The sequence below is a fragment of the Streptomyces sp. NBC_00483 genome (assembly GCF_036013745.1).
In the GTDB taxonomy this organism is placed as follows: domain Bacteria; phylum Actinomycetota; class Actinomycetes; order Streptomycetales; family Streptomycetaceae; genus Streptomyces.
On sequence record NZ_CP107880.1, the window covers coordinates 2,703,774 to 2,725,080 of the forward strand.

Annotated in this window: 21 protein-coding genes; 4 read left to right on the forward strand and 17 right to left on the reverse strand. The window is 70.7% G+C overall.

Annotation, left to right across the window (positions count from 1 at the left end; genetic code table 11):
• Positions 1-71 precede the first annotated feature (71 nt).
• The 6 genes from der to OHA73_RS11870 all read right to left on the reverse strand — a co-directional run bounded on the left by der (position 72) and on the right by OHA73_RS11870 (position 5,146).
• The gene (der, locus tag OHA73_RS11845) at positions 72-1,547 is read right to left on the reverse strand and encodes a ribosome biogenesis GTPase Der (protein WP_327655020.1); all 1,476 of its coding nucleotides are present in this window, start codon (positions 1,545-1,547) and stop codon (positions 72-74) included.
• A gap of 81 nt (positions 1,548-1,628) precedes the next feature.
• On the reverse strand, positions 1,629-2,276 hold the full coding sequence (locus OHA73_RS11850) for a lysophospholipid acyltransferase family protein (protein WP_266721214.1): 648 nt from the start codon (positions 2,274-2,276) through the stop codon (positions 1,629-1,631).
• Positions 2,273-2,965 (reverse strand): (d)CMP kinase, encoded by a 693-nt coding sequence (cmk, locus tag OHA73_RS11855; RefSeq protein WP_266721212.1) that lies wholly within the window; start codon positions 2,963-2,965, stop codon positions 2,273-2,275. Before cmk ends, OHA73_RS11850 begins: the two co-directional genes overlap by 4 nt.
• 125 nt (positions 2,966-3,090) lie before the next feature.
• The gene (locus tag OHA73_RS11860; RefSeq protein WP_327655021.1) at positions 3,091-4,176 is read right to left on the reverse strand and encodes a prephenate dehydrogenase; all 1,086 of its coding nucleotides are present in this window, start codon (positions 4,174-4,176) and stop codon (positions 3,091-3,093) included.
• The gene (aroH, locus tag OHA73_RS11865) at positions 4,173-4,535 is read right to left on the reverse strand and encodes a chorismate mutase (protein ID WP_266721209.1); all 363 of its coding nucleotides are present in this window, start codon (positions 4,533-4,535) and stop codon (positions 4,173-4,175) included. The genes OHA73_RS11860 and aroH overlap by 4 nt, the downstream gene beginning before the upstream one ends.
• 152 nt (positions 4,536-4,687) lie before the next feature.
• On the reverse strand, positions 4,688-5,146 hold the full coding sequence (locus OHA73_RS11870; protein WP_266721207.1) for a YidB family protein: 459 nt from the start codon (positions 5,144-5,146) through the stop codon (positions 4,688-4,690).
• 138 nt (positions 5,147-5,284) lie between these two features.
• On the opposite strand from OHA73_RS11870, the gene OHA73_RS11875 reads away from it, so the two are divergent.
• From OHA73_RS11875 to OHA73_RS11890, 4 genes are read left to right on the forward strand one after another with little or no spacing between them, the layout of a single operon-like run.
• A complete protein-coding gene (locus OHA73_RS11875) occupies positions 5,285-5,968 on the forward strand; it encodes a hypothetical protein (RefSeq protein WP_267070950.1) in 684 nt (227 codons plus the stop codon).
• A 31-nt stretch (positions 5,969-5,999) separates the two neighbouring features.
• The gene (locus OHA73_RS11880) at positions 6,000-6,578 is read left to right on the forward strand and encodes a DUF6529 family protein (protein ID WP_327655022.1); all 579 of its coding nucleotides are present in this window, start codon (positions 6,000-6,002) and stop codon (positions 6,576-6,578) included.
• Positions 6,575-7,084, forward strand: a complete 510-nt coding sequence (locus tag OHA73_RS11885) for a Rieske (2Fe-2S) protein (protein ID WP_327655023.1) — start codon at positions 6,575-6,577, stop codon at positions 7,082-7,084. The genes OHA73_RS11880 and OHA73_RS11885 overlap by 4 nt, the downstream gene beginning before the upstream one ends.
• A gap of 21 nt (positions 7,085-7,105) precedes the next feature.
• Positions 7,106-7,804, forward strand: coding sequence for a nucleotidyltransferase domain-containing protein (locus tag OHA73_RS11890; protein ID WP_327655024.1), 699 nt, complete (start codon positions 7,106-7,108; stop codon positions 7,802-7,804).
• A 45-nt stretch (positions 7,805-7,849) separates the two neighbouring features.
• Here the strand turns inward: OHA73_RS11890 and OHA73_RS11895 are convergent, their stop codons facing one another.
• The 11 genes from OHA73_RS11895 to OHA73_RS11945 all read right to left on the reverse strand — a co-directional run bounded on the left by OHA73_RS11895 (position 7,850) and on the right by OHA73_RS11945 (position 20,888).
• Positions 7,850-8,869, reverse strand: a complete 1,020-nt coding sequence (locus tag OHA73_RS11895; RefSeq protein ID WP_327655025.1) for an ADP-ribosylglycohydrolase family protein — start codon at positions 8,867-8,869, stop codon at positions 7,850-7,852.
• The gene (locus OHA73_RS11900; protein WP_327655026.1) at positions 8,866-9,612 is read right to left on the reverse strand and encodes an NUDIX hydrolase; all 747 of its coding nucleotides are present in this window, start codon (positions 9,610-9,612) and stop codon (positions 8,866-8,868) included. The genes OHA73_RS11895 and OHA73_RS11900 overlap by 4 nt, the downstream gene beginning before the upstream one ends.
• Positions 9,613-9,702: 90 nt before the next feature.
• The gene (locus tag OHA73_RS11905) at positions 9,703-10,890 is read right to left on the reverse strand and encodes a pseudouridine synthase (RefSeq protein WP_327655027.1); all 1,188 of its coding nucleotides are present in this window, start codon (positions 10,888-10,890) and stop codon (positions 9,703-9,705) included.
• An 11-nt stretch (positions 10,891-10,901) separates the two neighbouring features.
• Positions 10,902-11,534: an SMC-Scp complex subunit ScpB gene (gene scpB, locus OHA73_RS11910; protein WP_327655028.1), complete on the reverse strand. Its 633-nt coding sequence runs from the start codon at positions 11,532-11,534 to the stop codon at positions 10,902-10,904.
• Positions 11,531-12,658: a segregation and condensation protein A gene (locus OHA73_RS11915; RefSeq protein ID WP_327655029.1), complete on the reverse strand. Its 1,128-nt coding sequence runs from the start codon at positions 12,656-12,658 to the stop codon at positions 11,531-11,533. The genes scpB and OHA73_RS11915 overlap by 4 nt, the downstream gene beginning before the upstream one ends.
• A 27-nt stretch (positions 12,659-12,685) precedes the next feature.
• Positions 12,686-13,264: a hypothetical protein gene (locus OHA73_RS11920; RefSeq protein WP_327655030.1), complete on the reverse strand. Its 579-nt coding sequence runs from the start codon at positions 13,262-13,264 to the stop codon at positions 12,686-12,688.
• Complete coding sequence (locus OHA73_RS11925; protein WP_266721186.1) at positions 13,249-14,427, reverse strand: ParA family protein; 1,179 nt, start codon at positions 14,425-14,427, stop codon at positions 13,249-13,251. The genes OHA73_RS11920 and OHA73_RS11925 overlap by 16 nt, the downstream gene beginning before the upstream one ends.
• 342 nt (positions 14,428-14,769) lie before the next feature.
• Positions 14,770-15,885, reverse strand: coding sequence for an alanine dehydrogenase (ald, locus tag OHA73_RS11930; protein ID WP_327655031.1), 1,116 nt, complete (start codon positions 15,883-15,885; stop codon positions 14,770-14,772).
• Positions 15,886-16,028: 143 nt separating this feature from the next.
• Entirely contained in the window at positions 16,029-18,011 is a 1,983-nt protein-coding gene (locus OHA73_RS11935; RefSeq protein ID WP_327658450.1) for a tetratricopeptide repeat protein, read from the reverse strand.
• A gap of 426 nt (positions 18,012-18,437) precedes the next feature.
• Positions 18,438-19,076 (reverse strand): NUDIX domain-containing protein, encoded by a 639-nt coding sequence (locus OHA73_RS11940; RefSeq protein WP_266721182.1) that lies wholly within the window; start codon positions 19,074-19,076, stop codon positions 18,438-18,440.
• Positions 19,077-19,193: 117 nt separating this feature from the next.
• Complete coding sequence (locus OHA73_RS11945; protein ID WP_266721180.1) at positions 19,194-20,888, reverse strand: CTP synthase; 1,695 nt, start codon at positions 20,886-20,888, stop codon at positions 19,194-19,196.
• Positions 20,889-21,307 lie beyond the last annotated feature (419 nt).

Consider the following 21,307-nt stretch of genomic DNA (forward strand, 5'->3'; position numbering starts at 1 on the left):
CACAGAAAAACGCCGCCGAGTGGATGTCTCCACCGGCGGCGTCCGTCCGAGCGACCTCCTAAAGAGGCTGCCTACTTCTTCCTGCCGCGCTTCTCACGCACGCGTACGGAGATCTGGATCGGCGTGCCCTCGAAGCCGAACTCCTCGCGCAGGCGGCGCTCCACGAAGCGGCGGTAGCCGTGCTCGATGAAGCCGGAGGAGAAGAGCACGAACCGGGGCGGCTTGGAGGCGGCCTGCGTGCCGAACAGGATGCGGGGCTGCTTGCCGCCGCGGACCGGGTGCGGGTGGGAGGCCACGAGCTCGCCGAGGAAGGCGTTGAGCCGGCCCGTCGGGACCCGCGTCTCCCAGCCGTCGAGGGCCGTCTCGATCGCGGGGACCAGCTTCTCCATGTGCCGGCCCGTGCGCGCCGACACGTTCACCCGGGGCGCCCAGGCGACCTGGGCGAGCTCGGTCTCGATCTCGCGCTCCAGGTAGTAGCGACGCTCCTCGTCGAGGGTGTCCCACTTGTTGAACGCGAGGACGATCGCGCGGCCCGCCTCGACCGCCATCGTCACGATCCGCTGGTCCTGGATGGAGATCGACTCGGAGGCGTCGATCAGGATGACCGCGACCTCCGCCTTCTCCACGGCGGCGGCGGTGCGCAGCGAGGCGTAGTAGTCGGCGCCCTGCTGCAGGTGGACGCGCTTGCGGATGCCCGCCGTGTCGACGAACTTCCAGGTGACGCCGCCGAGTTCGATCAGCTCGTCGACGGGGTCGCGGGTGGTGCCCGCCTGCTCGTTGACGACGACGCGGTCCTCGTCGGCCACCTTGTTCAGGAGCGAGGACTTGCCGACGTTCGGGCGGCCGATCAGCGCGATCCGGCGCGGTCCGCCGAGCCCGGCGCCGCCGAACTGCTGCTGCGGGGCCTCCGGCAGCGCCTCCAGGACGGCGTCGAGCATGTCGCCGGTGCCGCGGCCGTGCAGCGAGGAGACGGGGTGCGGCTCGCCGATGCCGAGGGACCACAGGTACGAGGCGTCCGCCTCGCCGCTCGGGCCGTCGACCTTGTTGGCGCAGAGCACGACGGGCTTGTTGGCCTTGCGCAGCAGGCGCACGACGGCCTCGTCGGTGTCGGTGACGCCGACCTTGGCGTCGACGACGAAGACGACGGCGTCGGAGGCCTCGATCGCGTACTCGGCCTGCGCGGCCACGGACGCGTCGATGCCGAGCACGTCCTGCTCCCAGCCGCCGGTGTCGACGACCTTGAAGCGGCGGCCCGCCCACTCGGCCTCGTACGTGACGCGGTCACGGGTGACACCGGGCTTGTCCTCGACGACGGCCTCGCGGCGCCCGATGATGCGGTTCACCAGGGTCGACTTGCCGACATTCGGGCGGCCGACGACGGCGAGGACGGGCAGCGGACCGTGGCCCGCCGCGTCGAGCGCGCCATCGACGTCCTCGACGTCGAAGCCCTCCTCCGCGGCGAGCTCCATGAACTCCGCGTACTCAGCGTCGCCGAGCTCCCCGTGCTCGTGTTCCGGGGATCCCTCGGGCTGGATCTGGTCGTTCATGAAGTCCGTACCTCGTCGTTCATTCGTGGTGATCGGTGGACCGCCGTTTCGTGTACCGCGTTCCACTACTGAAAGTCTCGCTCAGCGCCCGGTCAGGCGCCTGGCATGGTCCAGGTGGCCGCTGAGCCGCTCCTGGATGCGCACGGTGGCTTCGTCGAGCGCCTTGCGGGTACGCCGCCCGCTCCCGTCGCCCGCGTCGAAGGGGTCGCCGAAGACGACGTCGACGCGGCTCCTGAGCGGGGGCAGCTTCTTTATCAACCGTCCCGGGCGCTCCGTGCTTCCCAGGACCGCGACCGGAACGATCGGCGCCCCGCTGCGCACCGCGAAGTACGCGAGTCCGGCCCGCAGCGACGCGAAGTCGCCGTCGCCGCGCGTGCCCTCCGGGAAGATGCCGAGGACGCCACCGTCGGCGAGGACGCCGAGCGCCCGCGTGATGGCGGTGCGGTCGGCGCTGGTGCGGTCGACCTTCACCTGCCCGATCCCGTCGAGGAAGGGGCCGAGCGGTCCGACGAACGCCTCCTGCTTGATCAGGAAGTGCGTCGGACGCGGGGCGACGCCCATGACCATGGGGCCGTCGATGTTGTGGGAGTGGTTCACCGCGAGGATCACCGGTCCGGCCGCCGGGACCCGCCAGGATCCCAGGACCCGCGGCTTCCACAGCCCGTACATGAGGCCGACGCCGATGCGCCGACCTACTTCGGCGCCTCGCTCGGAGGGCGCTTCCGTCACTTGGAGGCTCGCTTCTCCTCGACCAGGGTGACAACGCACTCGATGACCTGCTGCAGCGTGAGGTCGCTCGTGTCGACCTCGACGGCGTCGTCGGCCTTGGCCAGCGGCGACGTCTTGCGGCTGGAGTCGGCCTTGTCGCGGGCGACGAGCGCCTCCTGCGTGGCCTTCACGTCGGAGCCCTTGAGCTCGCCGGAGCGGCGGGCGGCGCGGGCCTCGGGCGAGGCGGTGAGGAAGATCTTCAGGTCGGCGTCGGGCAGCACGGTCGTACCGATGTCACGGCCCTCGACGACGATGCCCTTCTCGGCGCCGAGCGCGATGGTGCGCTGCAGCTCGGTGATCCGGGCGCGCACCTCCGGGACGGCGCTGACGGCGCTGACCTTGGAGGTGACCTCGCCGGTGCGGATCGGGGCGGCGACGTCCGTGCCGTCCACCGTGATGGTGGGGGCGCCCGGGTCGGTGCCGGAGACGATGTCGGCCTTGCCGGCGACGGCGGCGATCGCGGACGGGTCGTCTAGGTCGATGCCGTTGGTCACCATCCACCAGGTGATCGCCCGGTACTGGGCGCCGGTGTCCAGGTAGCTCAGGCCGAGCTGGGCGGCGACGGCCTTGGAGGTGCTCGACTTGCCCGTGCCGGAGGGTCCGTCGATGGCGACGATCACTGCTGCGGCGGCGGTCGCGGCGGTTTCCATAGGTGACGGACACCTTTCTCAGTGCACGGGGGCATGGGTACGAGGCGCGGAAGCGCCCCGCACAAGGTTACTGGCTCTGGAAGACCCCTTCTTACGTACCTCCACCGGCGCCCCTGCCGACACTGCTACTGACGCATCGCCCAGCCGCGCTCGCGCAGCGCGGCGGTCAGCTTCGGCGCCTGCACCGGCTGCACCATGAGCTGGACGAAACCGGCCTGCTGCCCGGTCGCGTGCTCGATCCGCACGTCCTCGATGTTGACGCCCGCGGCGCCCGCGTCGGAGAAGATCCGGGCCAGCTCGCCCGGCTGGTCGGAGATGAGAACGGCCACGATCTCGTACGCCGCCGGGGCCGCGCCGTGCTTGCCGGGGACCCGGGACTGGCCCGTGTTGCCGCGCCGCAGCATCGTCTCGACGCCGTCCACGCCCTCGCGGCGCTTGGCGTCGTCGGAGGACTGGAGGTGGCGCAGGGCCTGCACCGTCTCCTCCAGGTCGCCCGCGACGGCGGAGAGCAGATCGGCGACGGGGCCCGGGTTCGCGGAGAGGATGTCGATCCACATCCGCGGGTCCGAGGCCGCGATCCGTGTCACGTCGCGGATGCCCTGCCCGCACAGCCGTACGGCGGCCTCCTCGGCGTTCTCCAGGCGGGCCGCGACCATGCTGGAGACCAGGTGCGGCATGTGCGAGACGAGCGCGACGGCCCGGTCGTGGGCGTCGGAGTCCATCACGACCGGGACGGCCCGGCACAGGGCGACCAGTTCCAGGGCCAGGTTCAGGACCTCGGTGTCCGTGTCACGGGTCGGGGTCAGCACCCACGGCCGCCCCTCGAAGAGGTCGGCGTCGGCCGCGAGCGGGCCGCTGCGCTCACGGCCCGACATCGGGTGCGTACCGATGTACGGGGTGAGGTCGAGGCCCAGTTCCTCGAGCTCGCGGCGCGGGCCGCCCTTGACGCTGGCGACGTCGATGTAGGCACGGGCCAGGCCGCGGCGCATCGCGTCGGCGAGCGAAGCGGCGACGTGCGCGGGCGGCACGGCGACGATGCACAGGTCGACGGGCCCCTCGGGCGCCTCGTCGGTCCCGGCGCCGAGCGCGGCGGCGGTGCGGGCCTGCCCGGGGTCGTGGTCGGCGAGGTGCACGCTGACGCCGCGCGAGGCGAGGGCCAGGGCGGCGGAGGTGCCGATCAGGCCGGTGCCGATGACGAGTGCGGTTCTCACTGGGCGATGTCCTTGCGGAGGGTGGCCGCGGCACCGAGGTAGACGTGCGCGACCTCGGCCTTGGTCCGCTCGGTCTCGATGTGCGCGAGGATCCGGACGACGCGCGGCAGGGCGCCGGCGATGTCGAGTTCCTGCGCACAGATCAGGGGCACGTCGACGATGCCGAGCTTGCGGGCGGCGGCCGCCGGGAAGTCGGAGTGCAGATCGGGGGTGGCCGTGAACCAGATCGAGATCAGGTCGTCGGCGGTCAGCTCGTTGCGCTCAAGGACGGCGGTGAGCAGCTCGCTCACCTGCTCGTCCATGTGGCCGGCCTCGTCCCGTTCGAGTTGGACGGCGCCCCGGACCGCTCGTACCGCCACGTCACTGCCCCTTTTCCACGTACGCGCAATTGGATAGGAGGCCAGCGTAATCAAGCCGGGAGGCGCGGGTGCGCGGCGCCCGTCTGCCGAGACGGACGCCGCGGGGGTCCGCCGCCGCGTCAGAGCTTCTGCTGCTTGATCAGATGCTCGATTCAGAGCTTCTGCTGCTTGATGAGGTCCTCCAGGGACCCGGACGACGGCACCTGGCCCTCGGGGGTGAGCTTGTCGACGACCTGCGGCAGTTCCCGCGCCACCTGCGCGGCCGCCTCGTCGCGGCTGACGCCCGCCTCTCCCGCGACCCTGTCGAGGGTCTCGTCGGGCACGGCCTGCTTGACCTGCTCCGGGCTGAGCGCCTGGTTGTCGCCCGTGCCGACCCACGAGTCGAGCTGGCCCTTGTCGACCAGACCGGACTTCGTGATCATCTCGAGGAGGCCGCCCAAGGGGTTGGACCCGGCGCTCGTACCCATGCCGCTCGTGCCCGCCCCGCCCGCGCCCCCTCCGAGCAGCCCGCCCAGGAGCGAGCCGAGGATGTTGCCGCCGCCGGAACCCCCGCTCTGGCCGCCCCCGCCGAGGAGACCTCCGAGCAGACTGCCGAGATCGTTACCGGCCATGGTCACGCGCCTTTCGGGACATTCACCTGTGAGGAAACCCGGACCACCTCAATGTCACCCGAACCGCCCCCTGTCGCCACCCGGCCGGAGCTGCTTGCATGGAGCGGTACCGCTGCCGCCTCGGGGGGAGGCTCGGCCATGAAGCGCTCCGGGCCGTTGTACACACTGCTCGCCGGACTGGCCCTCGGCCTGTTCGTGTTGTCGCTCAACGCGACGACGGGCGAGGGCACTTCGTCGTACGGGGAGGCTCCCGCCGCGACGGCATCGCCCGCGCCCTCCACCTCACCCTCGTCCAAGGCCTCCGCCTCGGCCGAGCCGTCGGCGTCGCCCTCGAAGGCGAGCCCGACGCGGACGGCCCGCGCCAAGACGAGCTACGCGGGCCGCACCGACGACGACTCGTCCGCGATCTCCATATCCATCCGCGGCGACAAGGCGATCGCCTACTTCTGCGACGGCCGCACCAAGGAGTCGTGGCTGAAGGGGAACGTCGAGGACAACGGCGAGATGAAGCTCTCCGGCAAGCACGGCGCGAAGCTGGACGGCAGGCTCACCGGCGACCGGGTGCGCGGCACCACGACCGTCGAGAAGCGCCCCTACGGCTTCACGGCGAAGAAGGCCGTCAAGCCGTCCGGCCTGTACCGGGCGACCACCGAGGTGCGCGGCGCGGAGATCGACGGCGGCTGGATCGTGCTGCCCGACGGCCGCCAGGTGGGCATCGTGCGCCGTGACGACAAGCCGTCCGCCGCGCCGCCCATCGACCCGGATTCGGGGGCGGTGACGGTCGACGGCGACAGTCTGACGGCCCGCCCGGTCGTCCCTTGAGGAGCATGTAGAGGGTTCAGAGAGGGTTCCCATGACCGTCGACCCGAACGCCGCCACCCAGAACTTCCCGAACCCCGACCACCGCAGGCCGTCCGCGGCCCGCTATCTGGTCCCCGCGCTCGTCGCGGCGGCGGTGGCCGTGGCGCTCGGCGCGTACGGCAAGGTGCACGACCCGGCGGGCACGGCGTTCAACCTCGCCGGCTTCTCCAGCACGAGCGCGGTGAAGTCCTGGCTGGGGACGGCGGCCTTCGCCTTCGCGCTCGTCCAGATCGTCTCGGCGTTCATGGTGTACGGGAAGCTGGGCGGCCCGTCCTGGGCGCCTGCGCTGCACCGCTGGTCGGGCCGGATCGCGTTCCTGCTCGCGGTGCCGGTGGCGGTGCACTGCCTCTACGCGCTCGGCTACCAGACGTACTCGACGCGGGTCATGTGGCGCTCGCTCCTGGGCTGCTTCTTCTTCGGCGCGTTCAGCGCCAAGATGCTGCTGCTGCGCACCGAGCGGCTGCCGGGCTGGCTGCTGCCGGTGGTGGGCGGTCTTGCGTTCGCGGTGCTGACGCTGCTCTGGTTGACGTCTGCACTGTGGTTCTTCCGGACCGTGGGAGTGACGACATGAAGCGCACCACCACATCACGCAGGAGCGTCCTGATCGCGGGCGGCGCGGGCGCGCTCGCGGTGGGCTGCAGCAAGTACGGGGACGAGGACCAGGGCGGCGGAGGCGACGACCAGGCGCCGTCCTCCGAAGCGCCGGAGGAATCCGAGGCACCGGAGGGCTCCGAGGGGGCGGACGACTCCGCCAAGCCCTCCTCCGGCGAGCCCGAACAGCCACCCGCCGGCGACGAGTTGGCGAAGACGTCCGACATCCCGGTCGGAGGCGGCAAGGTCTTCCCCGACGACAAGGTCGTGGTGACGCAGCCCGCCAAGGGCGACTTCAAGGCGTTCACCGCGGTGTGCACGCACCAGGGCTGCACGGTCAAGGACGTCTCCGACGGCACCATCAACTGCCCGTGCCACGGCTCGAAGTTCAAGGTCGCCGACGCCTCGGTGGCGAACGGCCCGGCCCGGAGCCCCCTCGGAGCCCGCCAGATCAAGGTCACCGGAAATTCGATCACGCTGGCCTGACGGGCGTCCTACGCTCCGGGGATGAACCCGCAAGACCTGGTGCGCGACCACACCATCTACTCCTGCGTCATGGGCTCCCGCGCCTTCGGCCTGGCCACGGACGCGAGCGACACGGACCGCCGTGGCGTGTACCTGGCCCCGACGCCGCTCTTCTGGCGCTTCGAGAAGCCGCCGACGCACGTCGACGGGCCGGCCGAGGAACAGTTCTCGTGGGAGCTTGAGCGCTTCTGCGAACTCGCGCTGCGCGCCAACCCGAACATCCTGGAGTGCCTCAACTCCCCGCTGGTCGAGCACATCACGGACACGGGCCGCGAACTCCTGTCCCTGCGCGAGGCGTTCCTCTCCCGCCGGGCGCACGAGACGTTCGCCCGGTACGCGGCGGGTCAGCGCAAGAAGCTGGAGGCGGACGTCCGCACGCACGGCGCCCCGCGCTGGAAGCACGCCATGCACCTGCTCCGCCTCCTGACCTCCTGCCGCGACCTGCTGCGCACGGGAAAGCTGACGATCGACGTGGGCCCGGACCGCGAGTCGCTGCTCGCGGTGAAGCACGGCGAGGTGCCCTGGCCGGAGGTGGACCGCCGCATGACGCGCCTGGCAGCCGAGGCGGAGGAGGCGGCGTCCCACACCCCGCTCCCCGCGGAGCCGGACCGCGCCCGGGTCGAGGACTTCCTGATCCGCACGCGCCGGACCTCAGCCCTGGAGACGCAGCCGGACCACTAGGGCCCGTCGTCATGCTCGCCGACTCCCCCGCCCCGCCCCACCGAATTACGCCGCGTCCCACTCCGCCCCGAACCCCAGCAGCTCGTCCCGGTGCTCGATGCGCTCCATCCAGTCCGCAGGCCACGCGTCGGCGCCGAGGTGGGCGCCGGCGAAGGCGCCTGCCAGGGCCGCGATCGAGTCCGAGTCGCCGGAGGTGCACGCGGCGCGGCGCAGGGCCAGGACCGGTTCGCCCACGAACATCAGGAAACACAGCAGAGCCGTGGCCAGGGCCTCCTCCGCGATCCAGCCGGCTCCCGTGGCCAGGCAGGGGTCGGTCTCGGGGGACGGCTCACGCAGCGCGTCCCGCAGCCGGTCGAGCACGCCGAGGCACTCGTCCCAGCCCTGGGCGATGAACTGCTGCGGCGTGGGGGCGTCGCCGCGCCGCCACAGGTCGCCGAGCCAGGCCTCGTGGTACGTCTCGCGGTTCTCGTACGCGTACGAGCGCAGCATCCCGACGAGCCCGGTCGGCTCGGCGCCCTCGGCGAGGAGGCGTACGGCGTGTGCGGTGAGGTCGGCGGCGGCGAGGCCCGTGGGGTGGCCGTGCGTGAGGCCCGCCTGCAACTGGGCGCCGCCCGCCCGCTGTTCGTCGCTCAGGCCAGGAGCGAGCCCGAGGGGCGTGACGCGCATGTTGGCGCCGCAGCCCTTGGAGTGGATCTGGCTGGCCTCCTGCCAGGACCGGCTCCCGGTCTCGAGCAGTCCGCACGCGCGCAGGCAGGTGTTGCCGGGCGCGCGGTTGTTGTCGGGCGAGCGGTACCAGTCGACGAACTCCGCGCGCAGCGGCCGCGCGAAGCCCTCCGGCCCGAGCGTCCCGCTCCCCGTACCGGTGCGCAGCGCCCGCGCCACGGCGAGCGCCATCTGCGTGTCGTCCGTGATGTACGCGACGGGGTGTCCTGGCAGCTCCATCTCCCGCCAGGGCCCGTGCTTGTCGAGGATGGCGGGTACGTCACTGAACTCGGTCGGGTAGCCGAGCGCGTCCCCGAGGGCGAGGCCGAGCAGCGATCCGGTGGCGGGGCGGCTGGTCGTCATCGGCGGGACCTTTCCGAGGGCTCGTGCGCGGGGCGCAGCAGCGGTGGGTGCAGGGACGTGGCGTCTCCGGCCCGGTACAGCGCCGCGGGCTTGCCGCGCCCTCCGGTGAGCCGGGACGCGCCGGGGACCTGCTCGACGAAGCCGGGCGTCGCGAGCACCTTGCGCCGGAAGTTCGCCGGGTCGAGGTCGGTCCCCCACACCACCTCGTAGACCTGCCGCAGCTCGCCGAGCGTGAACTCGCGCGGGCAGAAGGCTGTGGCCAGGCAGGTGTACTCCAGCTTCCCGCCGACCCGGTCGTGCGCGTCGGCGAGGATCCGGTCGTGGTCGAAGGCGAGCGGGCCCTGCGTCCCGTACGGCAGCCAGTCGGCCCGCGCCGCGTCCCCGCCGCCGTGCGCCTGCGGGGCGTCCGGCACGAGCGCGGCGAACGCGACGGAGACCACCCGCATCCGGGGATCGCGCCCCGGTTCGCTGTACGTACGCAGCTGTTCCAGATGCAGCCCTGCGACATCGGCGAGCCCGGTCTCCTCGGCGAGTTCGCGCCGGGCCGCGCTCTCCGCGGACTCGTGCGGCTCCAGGAACCCGCCGGGCAGCGCCCAGCGCCCCGCGTACGGATCGTGACCGCGCTCGACGAGCAGGATGTGCAGCCGCCCGGACCGGAGCGTGAACACGGCCAGGTCGACGGTGACGGCGAAGGGCTCGTAGGCGTATTTGTCGTAGCCCGCCACGGGGCTGTTGTCGGACATGCGGAGACCCCCTCCCTTATTGGTCCAACAGACTCTAAAAGGAGGGGGTCACCGCACACAAGACCCGGGCGTGAACGCCCGCGGGCCGACCTACAGGTCGACCTCCTGCATCAGCATGCCGACCTCGGTGTTCGAAAGACGCCGCAGCCAGCCCGACTTCTGGTCGCCGAGCGTGATCGGCCCGAAGGCGACCCGCACCAGCTTGTCGACCGGGAAGCCGGCCTCGGCCAGCATCCGCCGCACGATGTGCTTGCGGCCCTCGTGGAGGGTGACCTCGACCAGGTAGTTCTTGCCGGTCTGCTCGACGATGCGGAAGTGGTCCGCGCGCGCGTACCCGTCCTCCAGCTCGATGCCGTCCTTGAGCCGCTTGCCCAGGTCACGCGGGATCGGGCCGACGAGGTGCGCGAGGTACACCTTCTTCACGCCGTACTTCGGGTGCGTGAGGCGGTGGGCCAGCTCACCGTGGTTGGTGAGCAGGATGACGCCCTCGGTCTCGGTGTCGAGCCGCCCGACGTGGAACAGCCGCGTCTCACGGTTGTTCGTGTAGTCCCCGAGGCACTGGCGCCCTTCGTTGTCCTCCATGGTGGAGACGACACCGACCGGCTTGTTCAGTGCGAAGAACTGGTACGACTGCGTGGCCACGGTCAGACCGTCGACCTTGATCTCGTCCTTCTCCGTGTCGACACGCAGGCCCTGCTCGACCACGATCTCGCCGTTGACCTCGACACGGGCCTCGTCGACCAGCTCCTCGCAAGCACGCCGCGAACCGTAACCGGCGCGCGCCAGCACCTTCTGCAGCCGCTCGCCCTCCTGCTCCGCGCCGGGGAAGGTCTTCGGGAGCTTGACCTCCGGCTTGCCCGCGTACCGCTCGCGGTTGCGCTCCTCGGTCCGCGTCTCGTACTCACGCGAACGCGAGGGAGCCGTGCGGCCGCGGCCGCCCGACTGCTGCTGCCCGCGCTTGGGGCCGCCCTTGGCACCGCCGCGCGCGGAGGCGCCGCGGCCCGACTTCGAACCCTCCCTGGAGGGGTTCGGCCCTACGTCGTAGAGCCGCTCCTCGGGACGCGGCCGCTTCGGGCGGGCGGGCCTGTCGTCACGCTTGTCGTCGCGCTTGTCGGCGCGGTTGTCGGCTCGGTTGTCGCCGCCGCGCCTGTCGTCGCGGTTGTTGCCGGCGCCGCGCTGGTTGCCGCGGCCCCCGCTGTTCCCGCCGCGGCCGCTGCTGTTGCCACCACGGCTCCCGCCGTTGTTTCCGCTGCTGTTCCTGCCGCTACTGCTTCGCATCAAAGTTCCGTCTAGTCGTGTACATCCCCGACACCCGGCGCATCGGGTGCGTCCGGGTCGAACGACGGGACCCCTTCCTGCGTATCGCCCTCGATCGCGTCCGCCTCGGGGAGGAAGGGCGCGAGTTCCGGCAGCTCGTCCAGGCCACGCAGGCCCATCCGCTCCAGGAAGTAGTTCGTCGTCCTATACAGGATCGCACCTGTTTCGGGTTCCGCGCCCGCCTCCTCCACCAGACCCCTCTGCAACAGGGTTCTCATGACCCCGTCACAGTTCACTCCGCGCACCGCGGAGACCCGGGAACGGCTGACCGGCTGCCGGTACGCGACGACGGCGAGGGTCTCCAGGGCCGCCTGGGTGAGCCTCGCCACCTGCCCGTCCAGCACGAAGCCCTCGACGGCTGCGGCGTACTCCGGCCGGGTGTAGAACCGCCAGCCGCCCGCCACGAGCCGCAGCTCGAAGCCGCGCCCCTGTACGCGGTACTCGTCGGCCAGCTCCCGCAGCGAGTCGGTCACGGCCCTCCTGGGCCGCTGCAGGATCTTGGCCAGGTGCTCCTCGGTGGCCGGCTCGTCGACCACCATGAGTACGGCTTCCAGGGCGGGCTTGAGATCGAGCTCCGCCACGCCACCGGGGTCCGGCTCGCTCACGTGGCAGCCTCCTTCTGGTCGGGTTGGTCAGGCACCTCGGGCGCCCGGTCGAACTCGTCCGTCACCACGGGCTCGGTCCCGCCCTCTCCCCCGGTCCAGCGCACGATCAGCTCGCCCAGCGGGGTCTCCTGCTCAAGGCCGACGGCCTTCTCCCGGTACAGCTCGAGCAGCGCGAGGAACCGGGCGACGACGGTGAGCGTGTCGTCGGTGTCGGCGACAAGCTCCCGGAACCGGGCCTCACCGACCTCTTTCAACCTGGCGACGACGAACTGCGCCTGCTCCTGCACGCTCACCAGCGGCGCGTGGATGTGCTCGACGTACACCTGCGGCTCGGGCTTGGGCTGCATCGCCTTCACGGCCAGCTTGGCGAAGCCCTCGGCCCCGATGTTGATGACGACGTCGGGCAGCAGCTCGGCGTGGTGCGGCTCGAGCCCGACGGTCCGCGGATACCGCCGCGCCTCGTCCTCCATCCGCCCGCTGAAGATGTCGGCGATCTGCTTGTACGCGCGGTACTGCAGCAGCCGCGCGAACAGCAGGTCCCGCGCCTCCAGGAGGGCCAGATCGGCCTCGTCCTCCACCTCGGCGGTGGGCAGCAGGCGGGCGGCCTTCAGATCGAGCAGCGTCGCGGCGACGACAAGGAACTCCGTCGTCTGATCAAGATCCCAGTCGGTCCCCATGGCCCGGATGTGGGCCATGAACTCATCGGTGACCTTGGACAGCGCGACCTCGGTGACATCGAGCTTGTGCTTGGAGATCAGCTGCAACAGAAGATCGAACGGCCCCTCAAAATTATCCAGCCGAACCTTGAACTTCCCGTCATCGACATCAGCGGCCCCCTCCCGGGAGCCAACCTCCGCCTCGGCCTCCGCACCGCCTCCGGACTCCGCACCACGTCCGGCCGCATCATCCGGCTCCGCCGCCCCCGCCTTGGGCAATCTGCCGCCTTGGGCGGCAGGGTGGGCAAGGCGGCCCCCGGCTCCGGCCGAAGGTTCCGACGGCGCCGACCCCGGTTCAGGCTCGACCGGCTCCGGCTCCGCCTCCGGCGAGGAGAGCGCACCACGGCCGAGCGCACGCCGAGGCGCACCCCGGTCGGGCGGAGACGCAGACGATTCGTTCACGGACATCAACGCAGGACGCTACCCGGCCAGGGGCTAGCGCCCCCGTAGCCGACGCACAAGAATGCTCGCGTCCCCACGGGACTCAAGGTCGGCCAGCACCACGGCAACCGCCTCACGCACAATGCGCCCCCGGTCGACCGCGAGCCCGTGCTCACCACGCAGCACGAGCCGCGCGTGCTCGAGGTCCATCAGCTCCTCGGCGGACACGTACACGGTGATCTTCTCGTCGTGCCGCTCACGCCCGCTGGGCCGCCGATTGGCCGCCCGCGCCCGCTTCCGCGCCGCGGCAGAACCCCGCCCACCGGAACCTTCCTGCGCCCCGCCGGAGGCCCTGCGAGCCGCCTTCTCCGCGCCTTCCGCGGCAGCGGCCCGGGTCCGCGACCCGGCGTCCGACTCGGCCTCGGAGGCGGAGTGCTCACCGGAACCGGAGGACGCGGGAGCCGCCTCGGCGTCACCCTCGGAGGCCGCGGCCGCCTCGTCGCTCTCCCCGGCAGGCGAGGGAACCCGCGCCTCCCCGTTCGCCGAGCGTCTCGGGGACGACGCCTGCAGCCCCATGCCCCCGGTCGTACGGAACAGTTCGTCGGCCCCCGGCAGACTCACTCGGCGTGACACCGGGCGAGCACCTCCCTGGCGAGCTGGCGATAGGCCGCGGCACCGACCGAGTTCGAGGCGTACGTCGTGATCGGCTCACCGGCGACCGTGGTCTCCGGGAAGCGAACGGTTCTGCCGATCACCGTGTGGTAGACGTTGTCGTCGAACGCCTCGACCACGCGCGCGAGCACCTCACGGCTGTGCACGGTCCGCGAGTCGTACATCGTGGCGAGGATCCCGTCGAGCTCCAGGTCCGGGTTGAGCCGCTCCTGGACCTTCTCGATCGTCTCGGTCAGCAGGGCCACACCACGCAGCGCGAAGAACTCGCACTCCAGCGGGACGATGACCTTGTGAGCCGCGGTCAGCGCGTTGACGGTCAGCAACCCCAAGGACGGCTGACAGTCGATCACGATGTAGTCGTAGTCGGCCATCAGCGGCTTGAGCGCCCGCTGCAACGTGGACTCGCGCGCCACCTCGCTGACCAACTGCACCTCGGCAGCGGACAAGTCGATATTGCTGGGGAGCAGGTCCATGTTCGGAACGGCGGTCTTCAGCAGGACCTCGTCCGCGGCCATCCCCCGCTCCATGAGCAGGTTGTAGACCGTGAGGTCGAGCTCCATCGGGTTCACGCCGAGGCCGACCGACAGGGCACCCTGCGGGTCGAAGTCGACGAGCAGGACCCGGCGCCCGTACTCGGCGAGCGCGGCACCCAGGTTGATGGTCGACGTGGTCTTGCCGACGCCGCCCTTCTGGTTGCACATCGCGATGATCTTCGCCGGGCCGTGGTCGGTCAGCGGTCCTGGAATCGGGAAGTACGGCAACGGACGCCCGGTGGGACCGACGCGCTCGCGGCGCTGGCGAGCAGCGTCGGGGGCGAGCGTGGCCGCGTACTCGGGGTCGGGCTCGTACTCGGCGTCGGGGTCGTAGAACGACCCCTCGGGCAGGGTGTCGTAGTCGGCGAAGTGGCTTTGTGTGTCGCCACTTCGGTCGCCGGCCATGGCGTTCACGTGATGGCCATCCATGCTCTGGTCTGCTGTCTGCGTCGGCGTCTGCTGGGGGATGCCCTGATAACTGCTCTGGTGGGCAGCGAAGGTACGCACAGCGACGGGGCCGACAGCCTGAAGCCCCGCGGGAACCTGTCCGCCTGGCTGGCCACCTCCGGGAGTAAATGTCGACTCATTCACAAGTCGTCTTACCTCCTTGGATATGACCAGGAACATTTATCGATAGGTCAGCGTGGCACCATGCCGACGGTTGGCGACTCTATGGCGTGTCACCGGTCCGCAGCAACACAATCCGCCGGACCCGGCCCGATGTGTCGGTAACGAAACACCCTCATGTCAAGGGCGTACGACGGCTCTTCGGTGCATTTCGTCGCCTCGCGAATCGGGTAAAGGGTTACGTTCGCGGCGAGTTGACCATGTCCGGACCCGTACCGATCCATTACACGTACGGCCGGACCCCTCACAAGGTCCGGCCGTAGGCGTGAGATTGACGACTTTTGTTGACGTCGCCCGCAAGATGGGTCAGCCGAGGAGGCTCTCAAGGTCGAGGTGCTCGAGGCCGTGCGCCTCCGCGACCTCCTTGTAAACAACCTTGCCGTCATGGGTGTTGAGGCCCAGGGCAAGGGCCGCGTCGCGGCGCAGGGCCTCGGCCCAGCCGCGGTTGGCGAGCTCCACGATGTACGGGAGCGTCGCGTTGGTCAGCGCGTACGTCGAGGTGTTCGGGACCGCGCCGGGCATGTTGGCGACGCAGTAGAAGACCGAATTGTGCACCTTGAAGGTCGGCTCGGCGTGCGTGGTCGCGTGCGAGTCCTCGAAGCAGCCACCCTGGTCGATCGCGATGTCGACAAGGACACTTCCGGGCTTCATACGGGACACGAGCTCATTGGTGACCAGCTTCGGCGCCTTGGCACCCGGGATGAGGACGGCACCGATGACGAGGTCGGCGTCGAGGCAGGCCTTCTCCAGCTCGAAGGCGTTCGACATGACCGTCTGGATCTTCGTACCGAAGATCTTGTCGGCTTCCTTGAGCTTGTTGATGTCACGGTCGAGCAGGGTCACGTGGAAGCCCATGCCGATGGCGATCGTCGCGGCGTTCCAGCCGGAGACGCCGCCGCCGATGACGACGGCCTTGCCCGCGTGCACGCCCGGCACACCGCCGGGCAGTACGCCGCGGCCGCCGTTGGCGGCCAGCAGGTGGTAGGCGCCGACCTGCGGGGCGAGGCGGCCCGCGACCTCGGACATCGGGGCGAGCAGCGGCAGCTGGCGGTTCGCGGTCTCGACCGTCTCGTACGCGATGGCGGTCGCGCCCGACTCCAGGAGCGCGTCCGTGCACTCCTTGGACGCGGCCAGGTGCAGGTACGTGAAGAGCGTCTGGTCCTTGCGGAGGCGGTGGTACTCCTCCGCGATCGGCTCCTTGACCTTCAGCAGCAGGTCCGCCGTGGCCCAGACCTCGTCAGCGGTGCCGAGGATCTGCGCGCCGGCCGAGACGTACTCGGCGTCCGTGATCGAGGAACCCACACCGGCGTTCTGCTCGACGAAGACCTGGTGGCCGTGGCGTACCAGCTCATGGACGCCGGCAGGGGTGATGGCCACCCGGAACTCGTTGTTCTTGACCTCGCGGGGGATGCCGACCTTCATCGTCGATCACGGTCCTTGGCTCAGGGATTAAACGGGCAATGCACTACATACCGGCACACCACGGGACGCACCGGAGACGCCACGGATGACCGCGGCAGAGCCAGTCTAATGAAGGTTATTGAGCTGTCTAGCCTTTCGATGCATCAATCTTCAGCGGATGCGCTACGGATTTCGCAGGTGTTAGCGGCTTGTTCCGAAGGGTTTGCTTCCGCTCCGTCGGAGCCGGTGAGCTCCTCTCCCAGCATGCGCTCGGCCGCACCCCGGTGCAGCTTGGCCGCGGCGGGATCGCCGAGCCGGTCAAGGGTGTCGGCGAGGCGCAGCTGGAGCGCGGCCTGCAGCCGTGCGTCCTTCGCCTGGCGCGCCCACTCGATCGCCTCCTGGCAGGTGTGCAGCGACTCCTCGGGCCGGCCTGCGTATTCGAGCACCCGCGCCAATTCGCTCAACGCCCGCGCCTGCGCGGGCACATCGCCCTCCTTGCGGTACCCGGCGACGGCCGAGCGCAGCGACCGCTGCGCCTCGCCGTAGCGGCCCGCGTACGTGTGGACTCCCGCGATACGTCCATGAAGGCGCGCGGCGTCGGCCCGCTCGCCGCGCGTGAGCCGCTGGGCGAGGGCCCTTCCGTACCAGTCGGCGGCCCGCTGCCAGTCCCCGAGCGACTGGTAGGCGCCGCCTACGGATTCCATCGCGCGGCCCGTCGCGTACGGGTCCTGTGCGGCGCGCCCGGCGTCGAGAGCGGCCCGGTAGCGGGCCAGTGCCTCGTGCGTGCGGCCGGTCTGCGCGTCGAGGTCGGCGAGGTTGAGCAGGGCCGCGGCCTTCTCCCTCGGCAGGTTCCGGCGCTCGGCGACATCGAGCACGAGCCGGTGGATCCCGTACAGCTCGGGCGCGGCGTCCTCGGTCCCCCGGTGCGCCACGATCGCCCGTACGAGAGCGGCCATCAGGCGCCGGGCCAGCGTGTCCAACTCCCCGTCGGCGACGGCCAGTCGGGCCGCGGCGAGCAGCGCGGGCTGCCGCGCGCGCAGCCACTCGGCGGCCGCCTCCCGGTCGGCGAAGCGCAGGGCGCTCGGCAGGCCCGCGAGCTTCTTGCGGGCCGGGGAGTCGAAGGGTTCGGTGACGGCGCGGCACGAAGTGAGCAGCCGCACGGTCCGCTCCAGCATCCGGGCGCGGGCCAGCTGCACCTCGCCCGGCCGGTCGACCGTCTCGGTGAGGCCGCGCAGGAACGGCGCGAGGCAGCCGGGCACCTCGTACTGCGGCAGCTCGGAGTCCAAGCCGCGGACCAGGCCGAGGGTGACGAAGGCGTCGAGGGTGGAGTGGGCCGCCGCGACCGAGCAGCCGGCGAGCGCCGACGCGGTGTGCGGGTCGACATATCCCTCTGGGGCGAGGCACAGGTAGCGCAGTATCCGGGCGGCGGGCCCCGGCAACGATTCGTAGGAGAACCGGAAGACGCGGGCGAGAGCGGACCCGTCGGGCTCCAGGGCGTGCAGCTGCTTCGCCAGGTCGGCGACGGATTCCTTGGGGCGTGCGGCGAGCCAGCCGCCTGCGATCTCCAGGGCGGCGGGTCCGGCGCCGCACAGTTCCACCAGGGACTCGGCCGAGCGCGGGTCGCAGGTGACGCGGACCGAACCGGTGTGCCGGGTGAGGAGTTCGAGCGCGGCCTTGGTGTCGAGGCCGCCGAGCGTGCAGGGCCGTACATCCGGGATGCCGGTCAACGGCCCTTCGGCGACGGCCACGGCGAGGCAGTCCGGGGTGTCGGGGAGCAGCGGGTCGACCTGCTCGGCGCTGCCCGCGTCGTCGAGCAGCAGCACCACGCGGCGCACCGCGAGTCCTTCGCGCAGCCGCTCGGAGAGGTCGTCGGCGTTCTCACCGGGTGGGGCGGGCAGTTCGAGGGCGTCCAGCAGGTCGCGGAGGACGCGTTCGGTGGGGACGGGGGTGCCGTCGGGGGCGGTGAGGCGGGTCCGCAGGGTGCCGTCGGGGTACTGCTCGCGGACCTCCCGCAACAGCTCTTCGGCGAGGGCGGTACGCCCCGTGCCCGGGCGCCCGGCGATGAGCAGCACCCGCGCACGAGGCGCCTTCCGCCCGGAGAGCGTGTCGAGCCCGGCCCGCTCGATGTCGGACCGAAGCTGCGACAACTCCCTTTTACGCCCCAGAAACTGACGCTCCGCCACCTCCTGCCCCCGACGGGTGCGACGCCGCTTGCGGGACCGTCCGGGGGCCGACTCGACCTCCGTCACGTCGTCCGACTCGACCGCCTGATCCGTCACGGGCCACGCTCCGTCTCACCCATCCCCTCCGGGGGTCGGCAGGGGGCGATCCCGAGCCTAGTTGAGGGGGTGAGGGTGCCCCTGGCGGGCGGCGCGCACATATCCCCTGATCGGATCAGCGGATGATGTGACCTACAACGGGGTTCCGCCCTGTTGGCCCACACCCTTGGGCGGTCCGCCGCCACCGCCTTGGGCAATCTGCCGCCTTGGGCGGCAGGGTGGGCAAGGCGGCGCCCCGGTGCCGCGCAACCAGTACCGCAGGGCCCCGCCCCGGACAGGGCTACGCCGTAGGTGTCACGCCTCGAACGGCCGCGCCGGCCACTCCGCCAGCGCCGGGCGGAGGGCGTCGAGGCCGTCGCCCGCCAAAGCAGCGGCCAGCGAAAGCGCGCCCACCACAAGGCAGTTGTTGTGCAGCTCACCCGCGAGCACACCCCGGACCAGCTCGGCCAGAGGAACGCGGGCGAACTCCATGTCCGCCTCTTCCTCCTCCACCTCGAACCGCTCACCCTCCGCCTCGGAGAGGTCCCGCGCGAGGAAGATGCGCACGGCCTCGGAGCAGCCGCCCGGCGTCGTGTAGACGTCGGTGAGGACCCGCCAGTCCTCGGCTTTGACGTGCGCCTCTTCGTACAGCTCGCGCTGCGCCGCGTGCAGCGGGTTCTCACCGGGGATGTCCAGCAGGCCCGCCGGGATCTCCCAGAGCTTCATGCTCACGGGGTGCCGGTACTGCTTGAGGAGGAGCACCCGGTCCTGGTCGTCGAGGGCCACCACGGCCACCGAGCCGGGGTGCACCTGGTAGTCGCGCCGGGCGACGGAGCCGTCCGGCATCACGACGTCGTCCGTACGTACGGAGGTCTTGTTCCCGACGAAGGGGGTGTCGGTCGCCCGGACCTCCCACTCCTCGGCGGTGTCCACGAGCGGCGTGTTGGCCGTCATACCGAAAGCCCTCCTACGTACGCATGAGCTGTACTCATAAGAAACCGGGGCGCACGCCACAAAAGGCGTACACCCCGGTTACCGTACATCGCTTGTGTTACAAGCCCCGCAGAGCCCTTACTTGGCCTTCTTGGCCCCCGCGGAACCGGCCGAGCCACCCTTCGCGGCAGCGACCTTGCGCTCCACGGCCGCCTTCACCAGACCGGCGAACAGCGGGTGCGGACGCGTCGGACGCGAGCGCAGCTCCGGGTGCGCCTGCGTGGCGACCAGGTACGGGTGGACCTCACGCGGGTACTCGACGTACTCGACGAGCTTGCCGTCGGGAGACAGGCCGGAGAACTGCAGGCCCGCCTTCTTCTCCAGCTCGGCGCGGTACGCGTTGTTCACCTCGTAGCGGTGACGGTGGCGCTCCTCGACGTACTCCTTGTTGTCGTACACCTCGCGCACGATGGAGCCCTCGGCGAGCTTCGCCGGGTACATGCCGAGCCGCATGGTGCCGCCCATGTCGCCCTCACCGGCGACGATGTCGAGCTGCTCGGCCATGGTCGAGATGACCGGGTGGGCGGTGGCGGCGTCGAACTCCGTGGAGTTGGCGTCCGGGATGTCGGCCAGGTTCCGCGCGGCCTCGATCACCGTGCACTGCAGGCCGAGGCAGAGACCGAGCAGCGGGATCTTGTTCTCGCGGGCGAACTGGATCGCGCCGACCTTGCCGGACACGCCGCGGTCGCCGAAGCCACCGGGGATGCAGATCGCGTCGACGTCAGCGAGCGTCTTCTTCGCGCCGGCCGGCGTCTTGCAGTCGTCCGACGTGACCCACTTGATCTTGACCTTGGCCCGGTTGGCGAAACCGCCGGCGCGCAGCGCCTCGGTCACCGACAGGTAGGCGTCGGGCAGGTCGATGTACTTGCCGACCAGCGCCATGACGATCTCGTGGTCCGGCTTGTGGACGCGGCCGAGCAGGTCGTCCCACTGCGTCCAGTCCACGTCGCGGAACGGCAGGTCGAGCTTGCGGACGGCGTACGCGTCCAGGCCCTCGCTGTGCACGACCTTCGGGATGTCGTAGATCGAGGGGGCGTCGGGGCAGGCGACGACCGCGGCCTCGTCGACGTCGCACATCAGGCTGATCTTGCGCTTGATCGCGGTCGGGACCTCACGGTCGCAGCGCAGCACGATGGCGTCCGGCTGGATACCGATATTGCGCAGAGCCGCAACCGAGTGCTGGGTCGGCTTCGTCTTCAACTCACCCGACGGGCCGATGTACGGCAGGAGGGAAATGTGGACGACCAGCACATTGTCGCGGCCGACCTCGTGGCGGACCTGGCGGACCGTCTCCAGGAACGGCAGCGACTCGATGTCGCCGACGGTGCCACCGACCTCGGTGATCACGACGTCGACCTCGTCCGTCGCCATGCGGCGGATGCGGTGCTTGATCTCGTTCGTGATGTGCGGGATGACCTGGACGGTGTCGCCCAGGTACTCGCCGCGCCGCTCCTTGGCGATGACCTGCGAGTACACCTGGCCGGTGGTCACGTTGGCCGAGCCGTCGAAGTCGATGTCGAGGAAGCGCTCGTAGTGGCCGATGTCCAGGTCGGTCTCGGCGCCGTCGTTGGTGACGAACACCTCGCCGTGCTGGAAGGGGTTCATCGTGCCCGGGTCGACGTTCAGGTACGGGTCGAGCTTCTGCATGACGACACGGAGGCCACGGGCCTTGAGCAGCATGCCGAGGCTGGAGGCGGTGAGGCCCTTACCGAGGGACGAGGCGACACCCCCAGTGACGAAGATGTGCTTGGTCGTCGAAGATTTCGGCTGCATGGCCAAGAGGGGGCTCCCGTGGTCGCGGTCGTGGGGGTGCGTGCCGACGCGCTCGCCCTGGTTTTCGGGAGGCGCCGTCGCTGCGGTTCGGGGGTTCTATGACCACCGGCTCACGGGCTACCAGGGTATCAGCGACGGGAGGAGGCTGCTTCCGGCCACGCTCCGCGCACAGCCCACCACGCAGGTGGGACAAGGCCCGGGCACTCACTCGTACGGCCGAAACCCGATGTACTGAGCGGCACGCGGATCACTTGAGCGCGTCGTATCCTGCTCGGACACTCGGCTGGCGAGTCACAACGGAATACGGCGTCACGACGGCAACACCCCCGCCCGTCCCCCACCGTTCACCGGAGCACTCCGTCCGTTCGCCACGCCCCACCCGGAACAACCGGCTCGTCAGATCGTTTGACAACGACGTA